Origin of the sequence: Bacillus sp. FSL R7-0646, from assembly GCF_037969865.1 — a bacterium.
Lineage (GTDB): Bacteria > Bacillota > Bacilli > Bacillales > Bacillaceae > Bacillus > Bacillus licheniformis.
This window is the reverse complement of record NZ_CP150217.1, coordinates 3,247,938-3,263,204: the sequence shown is the minus strand read 5'-3', so window position 1 is coordinate 3,263,204 and position 15,267 is coordinate 3,247,938. Positions and strand designations below refer to the sequence as shown.

Genomic DNA, 15,267 nt, shown 5'->3' with positions numbered 1-15,267 from the left:
TTAGGGAGAGATTTGCATGACGGAAAAGCTCCATATCTACCATACGAACGATTTGCACAGCCATTTTGAAAACTGGCCGAAAATCGTCGATTACATTCAGACACAAAGACAGAAACATGAAGAGCAGGGGGAAGAAGTGCTTTTGTTCGACCTCGGCGATCATGTCGACAGATTCCATCCGATATCTGAGGCTACCTTCGGAAAAGCGAATGTGGAGCTGTTGAACCGTCTGCAGTATGATGCTGCAACGATCGGGAACAATGAAGGAATTACACTGCCGCATCAGGAGTTGGATACACTTTATGACAACGCTCAGTTTCCTGTCGTTGTCTCCAATTTGTTTGACGGAGAAGGGAAGAGGCCCGGCTGGGCAGCGCCGTATTTGCTCAAAAAGGTGAAGAGCGGCGCAACTCTTGCCATTCTCGGTGTGACAGTCCCGTACTATCCGATCTATCGCCAGCTTGGCTGGACGGTTACAGACGCATTTGAAAGCATCGGAGAGATGCTAAGTGAAATCAAAGAAAAAGCCGACACTGTCATCCTTCTTTCACACCTTGGCATTTTGGACGATCAGCGCGTCGCGGAGGCTTTTCCCGAAATCGACCTGATCCTCGGCTCCCACACCCATCACCTGCTTGAAGAAGGGATGATGAAAGACGGCGTTATGCTGGCCTGCGCGGAAAAGTACGGGAACTATGTCGGTCATGTTGAACTGACATATAACGGAGCGCTTGAGAACATCACAGCAACCGTCATGAAGACGGCAGATTGGAATGAAGAATCAGAGGAGACGATTCGTTTTCTGAAGGAAAAAGAGAGAGAAGCCGGACATCTCCTTGAAGAGGAAATTGCGACATTGGACAACACCCTTGAAACCGCCTGGTTCCGCAGAAGCGCCCTTCCGCAAATGCTGGCAGATGCCTTAAAGGAATGGTGTGAGGCGGAAATCGGGATGGTCAACTCAGGCATTGTGCTGGAGTCTCTTTCACAAGGTCCGGTGACGAAAGCCGATGTTCACCGCATCTGTCCGCATCCGATTAATCCGGTCAAACTGAAGCTGACGGGACGAGAGCTGAAAGAGGTCATCCTCCATGCATCATCAGAACAAACCGAGAAGCTGCGCATTAAAGGGCTCGGTTTTCGCGGCGAAGTGATGGGGAAGATGCTGTATGCCGGCCTTGACCCGGAAAAGCTCTCCGTCAACGGAGCGGACATTGAAGATGATGCGTTCTACACGCTCGCCACGATTGATATGTTTACACTCGGAACGCTGTTTCCTGTTATCCGCGATGCGGAAGATATTGACTACTTTATGCCTGAATTCCTGCGCGATCTGCTCGCCTGGAAGCTGAAAAAAGCAAACCGGTCCTAAACAGATCTCTAAGATTCGGGGCAAACCGGAACATGTCTCTCGCTTTATCATACATTAATGGTAAAGGAGGGATAGCGATGGTAAATTTAACTCCGATCATGATAGAAGATCAGCCGTTTACGGCTGTAACGGTCAAACTGCCGAAAACGAACTTTATGGCGGTAACCAATGACCATGGATATATTATGTGCGGAGCGCTTGATGTCGCCCTGCTGAATGATAAATTAAAAGAACGGAAAATCGTCGCCGCCAGAGCCGTCGGCGTGCGGACGATCGATCAGCTTCTCGAAGCCCCGCTCGAATCTGTAACCGATGCGGCCGGAGAGCTCGGCATTCATCCCGGAATGAGCGGAAAAGAAGCCCTTTTAAAAATGGTGAAATAAAGTTGTCTGATTGAATCGTATATCCCCTCTTACAAGCATACACTTGTGATGTAAGGGGGGATTTTGCTTGCGAAGACTTCGCGGCCCTCTGTCAAAAAGAGGACCTTTGCCTTTGCGATATGTCATGCTGCTTTCGTTTATATTTTTTATTTTTTCAACGGCCGTCAGCCTGTTGATTATCAACTCATCCATCAAACCGACCCTTCTGAACATCGCTGAAATGGAAACGAACCGGATTGCGACCCACGTCATCCAGGAAGCCGTCGAGGATTATATGAGCCAAGATGAAAATGTGAAAAATCTAGTAGAAATGAAGACGAATGAAAATGGAAAAGTAACAACAATTGATTTCAACTCTCATGGTCTTCGTGGTATGCATTCGAAAATTACGAAACAACTTCACGAAAAGCTGAAGGAAACAGAAACAGAAGAATTTAATTCTTCTGCGAAAACTCCCGAAGGTAAGAATGATGGTGTAATCTATAATATTCCTCTGGGTCAGGCAACGGGAAACTCGCTTCTTGGAAACCTGGGGCCGAAAATACCTGTACGGTTTAATGTTGTGGGGGATGTCTTTACAGATTTTAAGCAAAGTGTCGAGCCATATGGTATTAATAATGCATTAATAAATGTCGGTGTGCTTGTCGAAGTCAAGGTCCGTGTCGTCATACCGTTTGCGACAAAAACGGCGGTTGTCAAAAATACGATTCCGGCAACGATTCAAGCTGTGCACGGAGAAGTACCCGACTTCTACAGCGGCAACGGCAGCCAAACGGCGCCATCGATTCAGATCCCTTCAAAGGATGAAAAAACAGAGCAAAAAAAGGAACAAAAAGAGTAATGATTTCCAGGCATTCTGCAAACATCAGGCAGAATGCTTTTTTTCGCGCGGCCTAGAAATGACATGCGTCTATTTTCTTAAAAAAATACTTTGACTTAGGCAAAAAGACTGTATATACTATTCAATAATAATTATTAGAAAATTCACTGTTTTCAGATGTTTCAAAAAGGTAAAGGAGGAAGCTTATGGATAATCGTCCGCAATGGGGAACAAGAGCGGGTTTTATTTTAGCAGCCGTCGGTTCTGCGATCGGTTTGGGGAATATTTGGAGATTCCCGGCAGTAGCTTATGAAAACGGGGGAGGCGCGTTCTTTCTGCCATATTTGTTCGCGCTCTTGACAGCAGGAATTCCTCTTCTCATCATGGAATTTACAATCGGTCATAAATACAGAGGCTCAGCCCCGCTGTCCTATGCCAGGATGGGGAAAGGGAAGGAATGGATCGGCTGGTGGCAGGTCGCCATCTCATTTGTCATCTCGACGTATTATGCCGTTATCGTGGCATGGGCCATTTCTTACACTGTCTTTTCATTCAATTTAGGTTGGGGTAAAAATACAGAAAATTTCCTAATGAATAAATATTTAAACAGAATTGATATCGGGGGAGGAGCCATCGGCCAATTCGGCGGCTTCGTGCCGGGCGTCCTGATTCCGCTCGCGATTGTATGGATTGTTTCATTGGGGATTTTATTTGCCGGAGTCAAAAAAGGAATCGAAATCGCGAACCGCATTTTCATTCCGCTGCTTGTGGTCTTATTTTTTATCATTGTCATTTATTCGATAACACTTGATGGGGCTGCACAAGGACTGAATGCCTTTTTCACGCCTGATTGGAGCCAGATTACAAACGGAAAAGTGTGGGTGGCGGCCTACGGCCAAATTTTCTTCAGTCTGTCGATTGCGTTTGCCATCATGATTACGTATTCCAGCTATTTGCCGAAAAAATCCGATATTACAAACAATGCGTTTATCACCGGCTTTGGGAACTCGTCATTTGAACTGCTGGCCGGAATCGGGGTATTCAGTGCGCTGGGCTTTATGGCTGCGCAGCAAGGCGTTCCAGTCAAAGAAGTCGTCTCTTCGGGAATCGGTTTGGCGTTCGTCGTCTTCCCGCAAATCATCAATGAGTTTCCGGCGTTTAATGCGTTTTTCGGATTTTTATTCTTTGGCTCGCTCGTTTTGGCAGGTCTGACATCTCTCATTTCTATCTCTGAAACATATGTTGCCGCGATTCAGGATAAATTCAACGTTCCGCGGCGGAAAGCCGTCCTGTTCGGCGGAGGGGCTGCTGCATTGTGTTCGCTCGTATTTGCGACGAAAGGCGGACTGTTCTTCCTCGATGCGGCCGATTACTTTATCAACAATTTCGGAGTGGCGCTTGCCGGATTGATCGAAGTCGTTGCGATTGCATGGTTTGCGAAAGAGCTGAAAGCTCTGCAGGCTCACGCCAATTCGGTTTCCGACATTCAGCTCGGCGCTTGGTGGAGAATCTGCCTGAGCGTCGTCACCCCGATTGTTCTGGGGTATATGATGTTTGATAATATCAAGACGAATATCACAACAGCCTATGGCGACCTGCCGGTTGAATTCCTCCTGAAATGGGGATGGTGCGTCGCTTTTGGAGCGATCGCAGCCGGATTTATCCTTTCGCTTTCAAAATGGAAGAATGGGCTGGCATATACGCCATTTCAACATGACAAGGAGGTTTCCTCATGAACGGCGCATCTATAGCAATGATGGTGATCGGCATCGTCATTATTTGGGGAGGATTGGCCGCAAGCATTATCAATGCGGTTGTGAAAAGCAAGAAAAGCCAGGCCGGCTAACCTCTTAAAGTGCAAGACATCCCTATTCTTTTGAAATAGGGATGTCTTTTATTTTTTCTTTCGAAGTTCCTTCCGTTCCCATGCCTTTAAATGAGGATAAGGGTCAAAAGACCACTCTGTTCTTCCATTGTCTTTATACATGCCGTAGTGAAGGTGGGGCGGGAATTTTCCCGATGTTCCCGGCGGCCCGTATCCCGTCGCTCCAACTGAGCCGATCACCTGGCCGGGCTCGACGATTTCTCCCACTTTCAAGCCTTTTGTGAAACCGTTCAAATGAGCGAAATAATGGTACGTATTGTTGATGTCTCTGATTCCGATCCGCCATCCGCCGAAACGGTTCCAGCCTTTCATTTCCACAATGCCGTAGCATGTCGACCGGACGGGGAGGCCGTAATGGGCGAACAAATCCGTCCCTTCGTGAATGCGTCTGCCCCCGAATCCGCGGGCATCTCCCCATGTGCTTCTATAGCTGTAATCTGATCTTACGGGAAGGGGAAAGGCGTGCTTGCCCAAATCAATGTGGCCGTATTTTTGAAAAAGCCTGATAAAGCCTGATATGATGCCGACCGTCTGATCCCTTTCGTAAAACTCCCACAGACCGATGCGGATATTTTCAATGTCCCTTCCGTATGTCAACAAGTATTGTCCAAACGTATAAAGGACGTCTTCATCCTGATCCGGTTCTGCGAGTCCGTCTCCGTTTCCGTCCATTCCAATTCCGTCAAAAACCTTGATGCTGAGCGGCGATGTATCTTTAGGATTGGGGTTTTCAGGTCCGCTCCACACGCTTTGCGGAATATATATCCCGGTGTGCCCTTTTTGCTTCGGCAAGTCTTTGCGGTTTTTGCGGATATTGATTTCGTATTGGTCGACTGCCGCGAAAACATACCAAGGAATATGGGTTGCGGCTTCTGTCTTATGATAAAGGGCCATTCTCTTTTGCAGATCGGGCTCTTTTTTCTCCTTTGCAAGAGCGCACGGCTGCAAGATGAGCAAAAGGAGGATGAGAACGGATAATACAGCTTTCACAGTGTCCTTAGCTCCTTTCAGTTTGAATACGGTTAGTTTGTGACATCTGCAGAAATCAATAATAAGAAAATGTTAGAAATTCCATCTTGTCTAATCAAGCTCTTGTTCACAAATCTGTACTATGTTAAAGTGACTAAAGATGAAGATTTAGCATTTTTTATTTAAGCGGTTCCAAAGCAGAGGGACTCATCCGGCGCTATGTCACAAATTTCGTATTGAACATGACTACTATCCACAATGGAGATGATGGAATTGGCAAAGAAAGACGAGCACATAAGAAAGCCCGAATGGCTTAAAATCAAGCTGAACACGAATGAAAACTATACGGGCTTAAAAAAATTAATGCGGGAAAACAACCTCCATACGGTCTGCGAAGAGGCAAAATGCCCGAACATCCACGAATGCTGGGCCGTCAGACGTACCGCGACCTTTATGATTCTCGGATCTGTCTGTACGAGAGCCTGCCGCTTCTGTGCGGTGAAGACGGGGCTGCCGACAGAGCTTGACTTGAATGAGCCGGAAAGAGTCGCAGATTCTGTGAGCATCATGAACCTGAAACACGCGGTCATTACAGCCGTTGCCCGTGACGATTTAAAAGACGGAGGAGCGGGGGTATTCGCCGAAACCGTACGCGCCGTCCGGAGAAAAAGCCCATTTACAACAATCGAAGTTCTGCCGTCCGATATGGGCGGAGACTATAATAATTTGAAAACGCTGATGGATACGCGTCCGGACATTTTAAACCATAATATTGAAACGGTCCGCCGCCTGACGCCGAGAGTCCGTGCGAGAGCTACATATGAAAGATCATTGGAATTTTTGCGCCGCGCCAAAGAGATGCAGCCGGACATCCCGACGAAATCCAGCATCATGATCGGTCTTGGCGAAACAAAAGAAGAAATCATCGAAACAATGGACGACCTTCTTGCGAACAACGTCGACATCATGGCAATCGGCCAGTATCTGCAGCCGTCCAAAAAACACATTAAAGTACAGAAATATTACCATCCTGACGAGTTTGCCGAACTGAAAGAAATCGCCATGGAAAAGGGCTTCAGCCACTGTGAAGCAGGACCGCTCGTCCGTTCTTCATACCATGCCGATGAACAGGTGAATGAAGCGTCTAAAAAACGCCAGGCGCAGGCATAACATTGGATGAAAAAACGCCAGCCATATGCGCTGGCGTTTTTCTTATTTTCAGGTCAAGATTCGGTCGCCTTTCCTTTTCCGTCAAGGTCGTTTCCGTTTTCATCTGTACCTGTCGTGGTTTTGCCTTGCGGCGATTTTTGCATTTCCTTAATTGTATCGGCCATCAGCTGATCGACGTTTCTTGAATTGGCTCCAAGCCGGCTGAAATTAGCGACGGATTGCATCATGTCCGGATCATCGGAAATATAGATATGGTAATATCTCGGAACGACGGATGCCGCCGTCTTTTTGACTTGATCAGCCGTCTGTTTGCGCTGCCCGGAGTCCGTTTTGTACACGACTAGCGCCTCTTCGTCTGTCACAAGCGCCGACGCATCTTGAATATTGGGAAGCTGAACCGTTAAACTAGATATAATATGCGCCATTTCTTCCCGGTCGATTTGGGGCGCCTGCATTTCTTCCTTGTTTGCGACTGGTGTTGCCTGATGGCGCGCATATCCGAATCTGCCTTTTCGGTTGTCATTTCTGAACTTTTCCTGATATTGAGGGTTCTTGTCTGCAACGTGAACGGTATTTCCGTCTTCGTCATATATATTGTGTTCGGTATCGTTTAAGGCCGTCTGGCAGCCTGCTAAAGGCAGCGCCACCAGCCCTGCTAAAAGAATTTTTTTATTCATCTGCTTTTCCTCCTCATTTATAGCTTTTCCAAAGGGGAGGATTTATTCTTAGCAATTGATGGCGGCCCGGGTTTGAATTATCATATAAAAGAGGTGAAAAGAATGATTGTCGTTCAGAACGCTGCATTTGAAGTCGTCAAAGATGTGAAAAACGGTTTTAACGAAGAAGCGTTTAAAGCCAGATACTCCGACATTTTAAATAAATACGACTACATCGTCGGGGATTGGGGATACAGCCAGCTGAGGCTGAAAGGCTTTTTTGACGATCAAAATCAAAAGGCCACATTTGATACGAAGATCAGCACGCTTGATGAATATATTTACGAGTACTGCAATTTCGGATGTGCCTACTTTGTTTTAAAACGTCTGCGAAAATAAGCGATCATAAAAGGGGATGCACTGATGATGTATTTTGTCGATCGACACAAAATCGAAAACACGCTCAACTTCCTGGAAGAGGAGCTGCGGCTTTATCAAATGCAGGAAGAATGGACTTCCGACGTCGAAAAAAAAGCGCTTGAACGAATCGGCCACACGCTGATCGAATGTATATTGGATATAGGGAACGATATGATTGACGGCTTTATTATGAGAGATCCGGGAAGCTATGACGACATTATGGATATACTGACCGATGAAAAGGTTGTCAGCCAAGCGGAAGGCGACAGTTTGAAACATTTGATCGCCTATCGGAAGACATTGGTCCAAGACTACCTGAACGTCAACCATGAAGAATTGGAAGAGCTGCTCAGCAGGCATGCGGAAACGCTCGAGAAATTTCCGGCGCGGATCCGCGATTATTTAAACCATGAACTCGGTCCGGTATCCGCATTCAAACCGCACTAAACGAACTGGAGTGTACAACATGAAAACATACAAAGGATACTTAATTGATCTTGATGGAACAATGTACAAAGGGACGGAAAAAATCGAAGAAGCATGCGAATTCGTGAGGAAGCTGAAAGACCGGAACATCCCGTATCTGTTCGTCACGAACAACTCGTCGCGCACGCCGAAGCAAGTGGCGGACAAGCTTGTTTCATTTGATATTCCGGCCGAAGAGAGCCAGGTATTCACAACCAGCATGGCGACCGCCAATTTTATCGCCGAACAAAAACGAGATGCTTCCGTATATGTGATCGGCGAAGAAGGGATCCGTCAGGCCATTGAGGAAAAAGGGCTGGCATTCGGCGGGGAAGACGCCGACTTTGTCGTCGTCGGCATCGACCGCGGCATTACATACGAAAAGCTAGCCGTCGGTTGTCTTGCCATCCGCAACGGCGCTACATTCATCTCGACTAACGGCGATATCGCCATTCCTACAGAAAGAGGACTCTTGCCAGGCAATGGTTCTCTCACGTCAGTATTAACTGTTTCTACGCAGACAGAGCCTATTTTTATCGGCAAGCCGGAGCCGATCATCATGGAGCAGGCGATGAAGGTGCTCGGCACAGACATCAGTGAAACGCTGATGGTCGGTGACAATTATGATACGGATATTATGGCGGGAATGAATTCCGGGATGGACACGCTTCTCGTTCATACGGGCGTGACCAAAAAAGAACACCTTGAAGCCTATCAGGAAAAGCCGACATATGTCATTGATTCACTGACAGAATGGCTGGATCGCGTCTAACGCAAAAAACACTTGTCTTTTAAAGACAAGTGTTTTTTTAATGGCTTATTCCGCATCTTTTGCTCGATGCGCCAGTCTGCTGGATGCGGCTGCCGCAATCGCTCCGACGATATCATCCAAGAACGTGTGGCATTCGCCTGTTGATTTATCGTTTAAACGTGCGAGCACTCCCGGTTTGATTTTATCAATATATCCATAATTTGTATAACCAATCGATCCATACAAGTTCACAATGGAGAAGGATAAGATTTCATCGACGCCGTACAGGCTTTCATCTGTCTCGATTAAGGTTTGGAGCGGTTCCATGAGCTTTCTTTGCTCGCCCAGCATATCCAATTGAATCCCTGTGATCACGGCGTTTTGAACTTCACGTTTTTTCATGACCCGGTTGACATTCTCTTCACATTCTTCTTTTGTTAAGTTTGGATGATATTTCTTCTGCAATACGTAGACAAGATCGGCAATTTCCGAAATCTTGACGCCCCGTTTCTCAAGCCATTCTTTTGCTGCTGTTTCGATCTGATGCATGCTGTTGTTTTCCGGCATCATTTTCACCCAATCTTTTTTTACTTAGTGTATACAAACAACTTTAAAAATGTAACGATTTTAGAACTCTTTTTCCAGATCGATTCATAATAGAATCCCTTCATGATTACGATGTGTAGAAGGAGAAAAATTTTGCAGGAAGTGATGTCCGTGAAGGAGCTGATCAAAGAAAAATTCGGAATCTACATTCGCGATCTTACATCGTACTTGTCTTATCAGGCTTTTCATACCCCGAATTCGATGTTTTTGATCGTCCCTGTTTCCCACTTGAGTCAGGATGAGCTGGCGGAATTGTTTAGTATGAGTCAGTATTTGCAAGAACAGCGCGACCCATACGTTTCATCTTTTATATTGACAAAGGACGGGGAGATGACGTTTGAGGAGAATGGCGTCTCATATGTGCTTCTTCAAGCTGCTCCCCGCATGACAAACAGGTCCGTTTCATTTGGTGCGGAGCTCGCCGAATTTCATCACAAGGGAAGGGGATACCCTTACGAGGTAAAAGAAACCTCGCGGATCGGGCAGTGGAAAGAACTTTGGGGGAAACGGCTCGACCAGCTGGAACAATTCTGGATTCAAAAAACGCAGGCAAGGCAGCTGCAGCCCTTTGAAAAACAATTTATCGAATCGTTTCCTTATTATCTCGGTTTAACCGAAAATGCGATTCAATATTTGGCAGATACCGAATTGGATGATCAGCCGCAGGCCGCTGACTCGGGAACGATTTGCCAGCAGCGGCTCACCTGCGAGGCTTTAAGGCGCGAGCCGCTTATTAAAATCCCGATGGAATGGGTGTTTGATCATGCGGCCAGGGATCTTGCGGAATATGCCAGAAGCTTGTTTCACGAAAGGAAAAACTTCAATGAAATCATGTTGTTTCTTCAGCAATACGAACAAGCCGCGCCGCTATCCTCATTTTCTAAGCGGCTGATGTACAGCAGGCTGCTGTTTCCGCTCCACTATTTTGAGACGGTTGAAGGGTACTATATTTCTCCTGAATCAGAGCACCATTATTTTGAAAGCAGACTCGACTATTTATTGTCTCATGCGCCGGCATATGAGCAATTCCTGAACGGCTTTCAAGAAATGGCGGGCATGAGATCCGCAGGATTGATAAGCATGCCGCCTGTCAATTGGCTGAAAAGGACACCATAGCTTCGCGGTGTTCTTTTCTTCTGTTAACATTTTCGGATTTTTTCGATATGCTTAGAGTGGAAGCTACTCTTAGAAAGGAACGAGGCAGCATGGACAAACCGTTTGTATATGTGACGAGAAAATTACCTGAAGAACAGCTTTCTGCGTTAAAAGAAGAAGCCCATATTGAAATGTGGGAAAAGGAAGAAGAACCGTGTCCGCGCGCCATTCTGAAAGAAAAAGCAAAAAAGGCGCACGGACTGTTGACGATGCTTTCCGACACGATTGATGAGGAGCTTTTAAAAGGCGCGCCGCATTTAAAAGTCGTGGCCAACTTGGCGGTAGGCTATGACAACATCGATGTGGAGGCTGCGCAAAAGCATCGCGTCATCTGCTGCAACACGCCTGGCGTGCTGACAGAGTCAACGGCAGATTTGACGTTTGCTCTGCTGATGGCATCCGCCCGCAGAATCGTCGAAGCGAGCGACTGGATTAGACAAGGGAAGTGGACGGGCTGGGGTCCTCTGCTTTTGGCCGGTGCGGATGTCCATCATAAAACGATCGGCATCGTCGGGATGGGGAGCATCGGACAAGCCGTCGCCCGGCGTGCGAAAGGCTTCGGCATGAAAATTTTATATCATAACCGCACCCGCAATCCAGATGCAGAAGCAGAACTGGGCGCATCCTATCTGCCCTTCGATGAACTGCTTGAACAGGCGGATTTTGTTGTCTGCCTGACACCTCTGACTCATGAAACGAAGCATCTGTTTAACCGCAGCGCTTTTAAAAAGATGAAGCGCTCCGCTATTTTTATCAATGTCTCAAGAGGACAGGTTGTCAATGAAGACGATTTATATGAAGCGCTGGTCGAAAAAGATATTGCCGGCGCAGGACTCGACGTCTTTGCGGAAGAACCTGTGCAAAAGGATCACCCGCTCGTCAGCCTGCCGCAAGTCACCGCGCTGCCTCACATCGGCAGCGCCGCCGTCGAAACGAGAGAAGCCATGATGAGGCTTTGTGCGGAAAATATTGCGCTTGTCCTGAGAGGAAAGCAGGCAAAGACCGAGATTTGACGTTTCTTCCGGCTGCCCTGAGCGGCTCGGAAGATTTTCTTACAAAAATATTTCTGAATATATAGAATCTTATTATATCAACGACTAAAGCGTTTTCACGTTTTGTTTTCAGCAAATGTCATCTTGTCAAAAAAAGAATCCCCCATTATAATGTTTGTAACTTAAATGTCTGCGTTGTGTTTACAAATGTCCTTTCAGAGAGGACGGACAAGAGAGAGAAAGGTGGAATTTCATTGAAGGCGATACGAGTGGGGCTGCTAGGATTAGGAACAGTCGGGAGCGGTGTGGTGAAGATTATTCAGGATCACCAGGATAAGCTGACACACCAAGTCGGATGCCCTGTTACGATTCAAAAAGTTCTTGTAAAAGATAAAGATAAGAAGAGGGATGTCGAGCTTTCCAAAGACGTTCTGACGACTGAAGCCTATGATGTCATTCAAGATCCAGAAGTAGATGTCATTATCGAGGTCATCGGGGGGATCGAGGAGACGAGACGCTATTTGCTTGACGCGCTTCAGGCGAAGAAACACGTCGTGACAGCGAATAAAGATTTGATCGCCCTCTATGGATCGGAACTGACGGCTGCCGCGAAAGAAAACGGCTGCGACCTTTATTTTGAAGCGAGCGTCGCCGGCGGAATTCCGATTTTGCGAAGCCTTGAAGACGGGCTGGCTTCAGACCGGATTACGAAGATGATGGGCATCGTCAATGGAACGACCAACTTTATTTTAACGAAGATGAACAAAGAAAACGCGCCTTATGACGAGGTGCTGAAAGAAGCGCAGGAGCTCGGCTTCGCAGAAGCAGACCCGACAGCTGATGTTGAAGGTCTTGATGCCGCGAGAAAGATGGCGATTTTGGCCAGGCTCGGTTTCTCAATGAATGTCGACCTTGACGATGTCAAAGTGAAAGGCATTTCCCAAGTGTCTGATGAAGACATCAATTTCAGCAAACGGCTCGGCTATACGATGAAGCTGATCGGCATCGCTCAGCGCGACGGACAAAAAGTCGAAGTGAGCGTCCAGCCGACATTGCTGCCGGAGCATCATCCGCTGTCTTCCGTCCATAATGAATTCAATGCGGTTTACGTATACGGCGAAGCCGTAGGGGAAACGATGTTTTACGGACCTGGCGCCGGAAGCATGCCGACTGCAACCGCCGTCGTGTCAGATTTGGTCTCCGTCATGAAAAACATGCGTCTTGGCGTGAACGGCAGCAGCTTTGTCGATCCGCAGTTTGAAAAGAAGATAAAGGCGCCGTCTGAAATCTTTGCCCAGCAGTTTTTAAGAATTCATGTCAAAGACCAGGTTGGTTCGTTTTCGAAAATCACATCGATTTTTTCAGAAAGAGGCGTCAGCTTTGAAAAGATCCTTCAGCTTCCGATTAAAGGCCATGACGACCTGGCTGAGATTGTCATTGTGACACATCATACGTCAGAAGAGGATTTTACGGATATCCTGCAAAAGCTGAACGATCTTGAGGTTGTTCATCAGGTGAAAAGCACTTATCGAGTAGAAGGGAACGGTTGGAGCTAATGTGGAAAGGACTCATCCATCAATATAAAGAATATTTGCCAGTAACGGACAAAACACCGGAATTGACGCTGAACGAGGGAAATACCCCGCTTATTTATCTGCAAAACCTTTCGAAAAAGCTCGGAATCGAGCTTTATGTCAAGACGGAGGGTGTCAACCCTACAGGCTCCTTTAAAGACCGCGGGATGGTCATGGCGGTCGCCAAGGCGAAAGAAGAAGGCAATGACACGATCATGTGCGCTTCGACCGGCAATACGTCGGCTGCTGCGGCGGCTTATGCGGCCCGCGCCAACATGAAGTGCATCGTCATTATTCCAGACGGCAAAATCGCCTTCGGAAAATTGGCCCAAGCCGTCATGTACGGCGCAGAAATCATTGCGATCGACGGAAACTTCGACGATGCCCTGAAAATGGTGCGCAGCATTTGCGAGAAAGAGCCGATTGCGCTGGTCAACTCTGTGAATCCATACCGGATTGAAGGACAGAAAACCGCTTCCTTTGAAATTTGTGAACAGCTGGGCGAAGCGCCTGATATCCTAGCGATTCCTGTCGGAAATGCCGGTAATATAACGGCTTACTGGAAAGGCTTTAAAGAGTATCATGAGAAAAACGGCACAGGCCTGCCGGTCATGAAGGGTTTTCAGGCGGAAGGCGCGGCCCCGATTGTCAAAAACAAAGTAATTGAAAAGCCGGAAACCGTTGCGACAGCGATCAGAATCGGAAATCCGGCTAGCTGGGATAAAGCGGTCAACGCTGCAAAAGAATCGAACGGTAAAATCGATGCAGTGTCAGACGAGGAGATTCTCCACGCTTATCAGCTCCTGGCAAGAGAAGAAGGCGTATTTGCAGAACCGGGATCATGCGCATCCATTGCGGGCGTGCTGAAACAGCTGCAAACGAAAGAGATTCAGCCGGGTGCGAAAGTGGTTGCCGTCTTAACCGGAAACGGCCTGAAAGATCCGAACACAGCCGTTGATGTGTCGCAGATCAAACCTGTCACACTGCCGACAGACGAAGAAGCTATTCTCGAACACTTAAAAGGAGCCGCTCGTGTATGACTGAGGCTGACATGCTGTTTTCCGTTACGGTTCCCGGAAGCACGGCCAATCTTGGCCCGGGCTTTGATTCAGTCGGCATGGCGCTGTCCCGCTATTTAAGACTGTCTGTTTTTCCTCATGATGAGTGGCGTTTTGAAGCTGAAACAGAAGTCGTAGCGGGAATACCTGAAGGAACGGACAATTTAATTTACCAGGTGGCCAAACGGACCGCCGCACACTTCGGAAAAGAACTTCCGCCAAGCCTTGTCAAAGTGTGGAGCGATATTCCGCTTGCGCGCGGTCTCGGCAGCAGCGCAGCCGCAATTGCCGCTGCGGTTGAGCTGGCGAACGAACTTGCCGATTTGAAGCTTTCAGACCGCGAGAAACTTCATTTTGCGAGCCTTGAAGAAGGCCATCCTGACAATGCCGGAGCATCGCTTTTCGGCGGGCTTGTCATCGGACTTCATGAGGAAGATGAAACAGAGATGGTTTCTATGAAAGACATCGATTTGGATGTCGTCGTCGTCATTCCTTTTTATGAAGTGCTGACAAAAGATGCGCGGGATGTTCTTCCCGAAAGCCTCTCTTATCCGAAAGCCGTGGAAGCAAGCGCGGTCAGCAATATGCTCGTCGCCGGACTGATGGCGAAAGATTGGAAGCTTGTCGGCCGCATGATGCAAAAAGACCTCTTTCACCAGCCATACCGAAGGGCGCTCGTCCCTGAGCTTTCGAAAGTGGAGCATGAAGCAGGCCAAAACGGCGCGTTCGGGACGGCTTTAAGCGGAGCCGGCCCGACGATCCTTTCCTTTATTGAAAAAGGAAAAGGAGAGGCGCTGAGAAACCAGCTTGCGTCCAAGTTTCCGCACTGTGAGGTCGACTGCCTTTATGTCCCGGATACAGGCATTATCGTTGAAAGAAAATCAGTAAACAGTGTTTAACGAAAAAAGAGCTTTTTCGGCTCTTTTTTTGTTTGCCTTCAAAACAAGGATTTTTATTTAGGAAGTCGAAGTAGTATGGCAAACAGACATGA

At 47.5% G+C, this 15,267-nt stretch carries 17 protein-coding genes; 14 read left to right on the top strand and 3 right to left on the bottom strand.

Annotated elements, in window-relative coordinates; genetic code table 11:
- The first annotated feature begins 16 nt into the window (after positions 1 to 16).
- The 5 genes from MKY62_RS17030 to MKY62_RS17010 all read left to right on the top strand — a co-directional run bounded on the left by MKY62_RS17030 (position 17) and on the right by MKY62_RS17010 (position 4,421).
- Positions 17 to 1,372 carry a bifunctional UDP-sugar hydrolase/5'-nucleotidase gene (locus tag MKY62_RS17030; protein ID WP_009329540.1) on the top strand — a complete coding sequence of 452 codons (1,356 nt, stop codon included), beginning with the start codon at positions 17 to 19 and terminating at the stop codon, positions 1,370 to 1,372.
- A 77-nt stretch (positions 1,373 to 1,449) separates the two neighbouring features.
- Complete coding sequence (locus MKY62_RS17025; RefSeq protein WP_003184991.1) at positions 1,450 to 1,755, top strand: DUF1805 domain-containing protein; 306 nt, start codon at positions 1,450 to 1,452, stop codon at positions 1,753 to 1,755.
- 67 nt (positions 1,756 to 1,822) lie between these two features.
- Positions 1,823 to 2,596, top strand: a complete 774-nt coding sequence (gene yunB / locus MKY62_RS17020; protein ID WP_003184989.1) for a sporulation protein YunB — start codon at positions 1,823 to 1,825, stop codon at positions 2,594 to 2,596.
- A 185-nt stretch (positions 2,597 to 2,781) separates the two neighbouring features.
- Positions 2,782 to 4,311, top strand: coding sequence for a sodium-dependent transporter (locus MKY62_RS17015; protein WP_003184988.1), 1,530 nt, complete (start codon positions 2,782 to 2,784; stop codon positions 4,309 to 4,311).
- Positions 4,308 to 4,421, top strand: coding sequence for a methionine/alanine import family NSS transporter small subunit (locus MKY62_RS17010; RefSeq protein ID WP_003184985.1), 114 nt, complete (start codon positions 4,308 to 4,310; stop codon positions 4,419 to 4,421). Before MKY62_RS17015 ends, MKY62_RS17010 begins: the two co-directional genes overlap by 4 nt.
- Positions 4,422 to 4,469: 48 nt before the next feature.
- Here the strand turns inward: MKY62_RS17010 and MKY62_RS17005 are convergent, their stop codons facing one another.
- Complete coding sequence (locus MKY62_RS17005) at positions 4,470 to 5,450, bottom strand: M23 family metallopeptidase (protein WP_003184983.1); 981 nt, start codon at positions 5,448 to 5,450, stop codon at positions 4,470 to 4,472.
- A 252-nt stretch (positions 5,451 to 5,702) separates the two neighbouring features.
- Between MKY62_RS17005 and lipA the strand changes: the two genes are divergently transcribed.
- Entirely contained in the window at positions 5,703 to 6,599 is an 897-nt protein-coding gene (lipA, locus tag MKY62_RS17000) for a lipoyl synthase (protein WP_025806015.1), read from the top strand.
- 53 nt (positions 6,600 to 6,652) lie between these two features.
- Here the strand turns inward: lipA and MKY62_RS16995 are convergent, their stop codons facing one another.
- On the bottom strand, positions 6,653 to 7,276 hold the full coding sequence (locus MKY62_RS16995; RefSeq protein ID WP_003184979.1) for a YhcN/YlaJ family sporulation lipoprotein: 624 nt from the start codon (positions 7,274 to 7,276) through the stop codon (positions 6,653 to 6,655).
- Positions 7,277 to 7,378: 102 nt separating this feature from the next.
- On the opposite strand from MKY62_RS16995, the gene MKY62_RS16990 reads away from it, so the two are divergent.
- The 3 genes from MKY62_RS16990 to MKY62_RS16980 are packed head-to-tail and all read left to right on the top strand — an operon-like array spanning position 7,379 to position 8,912.
- Positions 7,379 to 7,654 (top strand): YutD family protein, encoded by a 276-nt coding sequence (locus tag MKY62_RS16990; RefSeq protein ID WP_003184977.1) that lies wholly within the window; start codon positions 7,379 to 7,381, stop codon positions 7,652 to 7,654.
- A 27-nt stretch (positions 7,655 to 7,681) separates the two neighbouring features.
- Positions 7,682 to 8,122: a DUF86 domain-containing protein gene (locus MKY62_RS16985; RefSeq protein ID WP_025806013.1), complete on the top strand. Its 441-nt coding sequence runs from the start codon at positions 7,682 to 7,684 to the stop codon at positions 8,120 to 8,122.
- A gap of 19 nt (positions 8,123 to 8,141) precedes the next feature.
- Positions 8,142 to 8,912, top strand: coding sequence for a TIGR01457 family HAD-type hydrolase (locus MKY62_RS16980; protein WP_003184973.1), 771 nt, complete (start codon positions 8,142 to 8,144; stop codon positions 8,910 to 8,912).
- 45 nt (positions 8,913 to 8,957) lie between these two features.
- Here the strand turns inward: MKY62_RS16980 and MKY62_RS16975 are convergent, their stop codons facing one another.
- Positions 8,958 to 9,458: a phosphatidylglycerophosphatase A gene (locus MKY62_RS16975; protein WP_003184971.1), complete on the bottom strand. Its 501-nt coding sequence runs from the start codon at positions 9,456 to 9,458 to the stop codon at positions 8,958 to 8,960.
- Positions 9,459 to 9,602: 144 nt separating this feature from the next.
- Here MKY62_RS16975 and yutH point away from each other — a divergent pair, with 144 nt between their 5' ends.
- From yutH to thrB, 5 genes are all read left to right on the top strand, one after another.
- Positions 9,603 to 10,613: a spore coat putative kinase YutH gene (gene yutH, locus MKY62_RS16970; protein WP_025806011.1), complete on the top strand. Its 1,011-nt coding sequence runs from the start codon at positions 9,603 to 9,605 to the stop codon at positions 10,611 to 10,613.
- An 89-nt stretch (positions 10,614 to 10,702) separates the two neighbouring features.
- Positions 10,703 to 11,665, top strand: a complete 963-nt coding sequence (locus MKY62_RS16965) for a D-glycerate dehydrogenase (RefSeq protein ID WP_003184968.1) — start codon at positions 10,703 to 10,705, stop codon at positions 11,663 to 11,665.
- A 233-nt stretch (positions 11,666 to 11,898) separates the two neighbouring features.
- Positions 11,899 to 13,200 carry a homoserine dehydrogenase gene (locus MKY62_RS16960; RefSeq protein ID WP_003184966.1) on the top strand — a complete coding sequence of 434 codons (1,302 nt, stop codon included), beginning with the start codon at positions 11,899 to 11,901 and terminating at the stop codon, positions 13,198 to 13,200.
- The gene (gene thrC / locus MKY62_RS16955; protein ID WP_003184964.1) at positions 13,200 to 14,258 is read left to right on the top strand and encodes a threonine synthase; all 1,059 of its coding nucleotides are present in this window, start codon (positions 13,200 to 13,202) and stop codon (positions 14,256 to 14,258) included. Before MKY62_RS16960 ends, thrC begins: the two co-directional genes overlap by 1 nt.
- Positions 14,255 to 15,175, top strand: coding sequence for a homoserine kinase (gene thrB, locus MKY62_RS16950; RefSeq protein WP_003184962.1), 921 nt, complete (start codon positions 14,255 to 14,257; stop codon positions 15,173 to 15,175). The genes thrC and thrB overlap by 4 nt, the downstream gene beginning before the upstream one ends.
- The last annotated feature ends 92 nt before the right edge of the window (positions 15,176 to 15,267 follow it).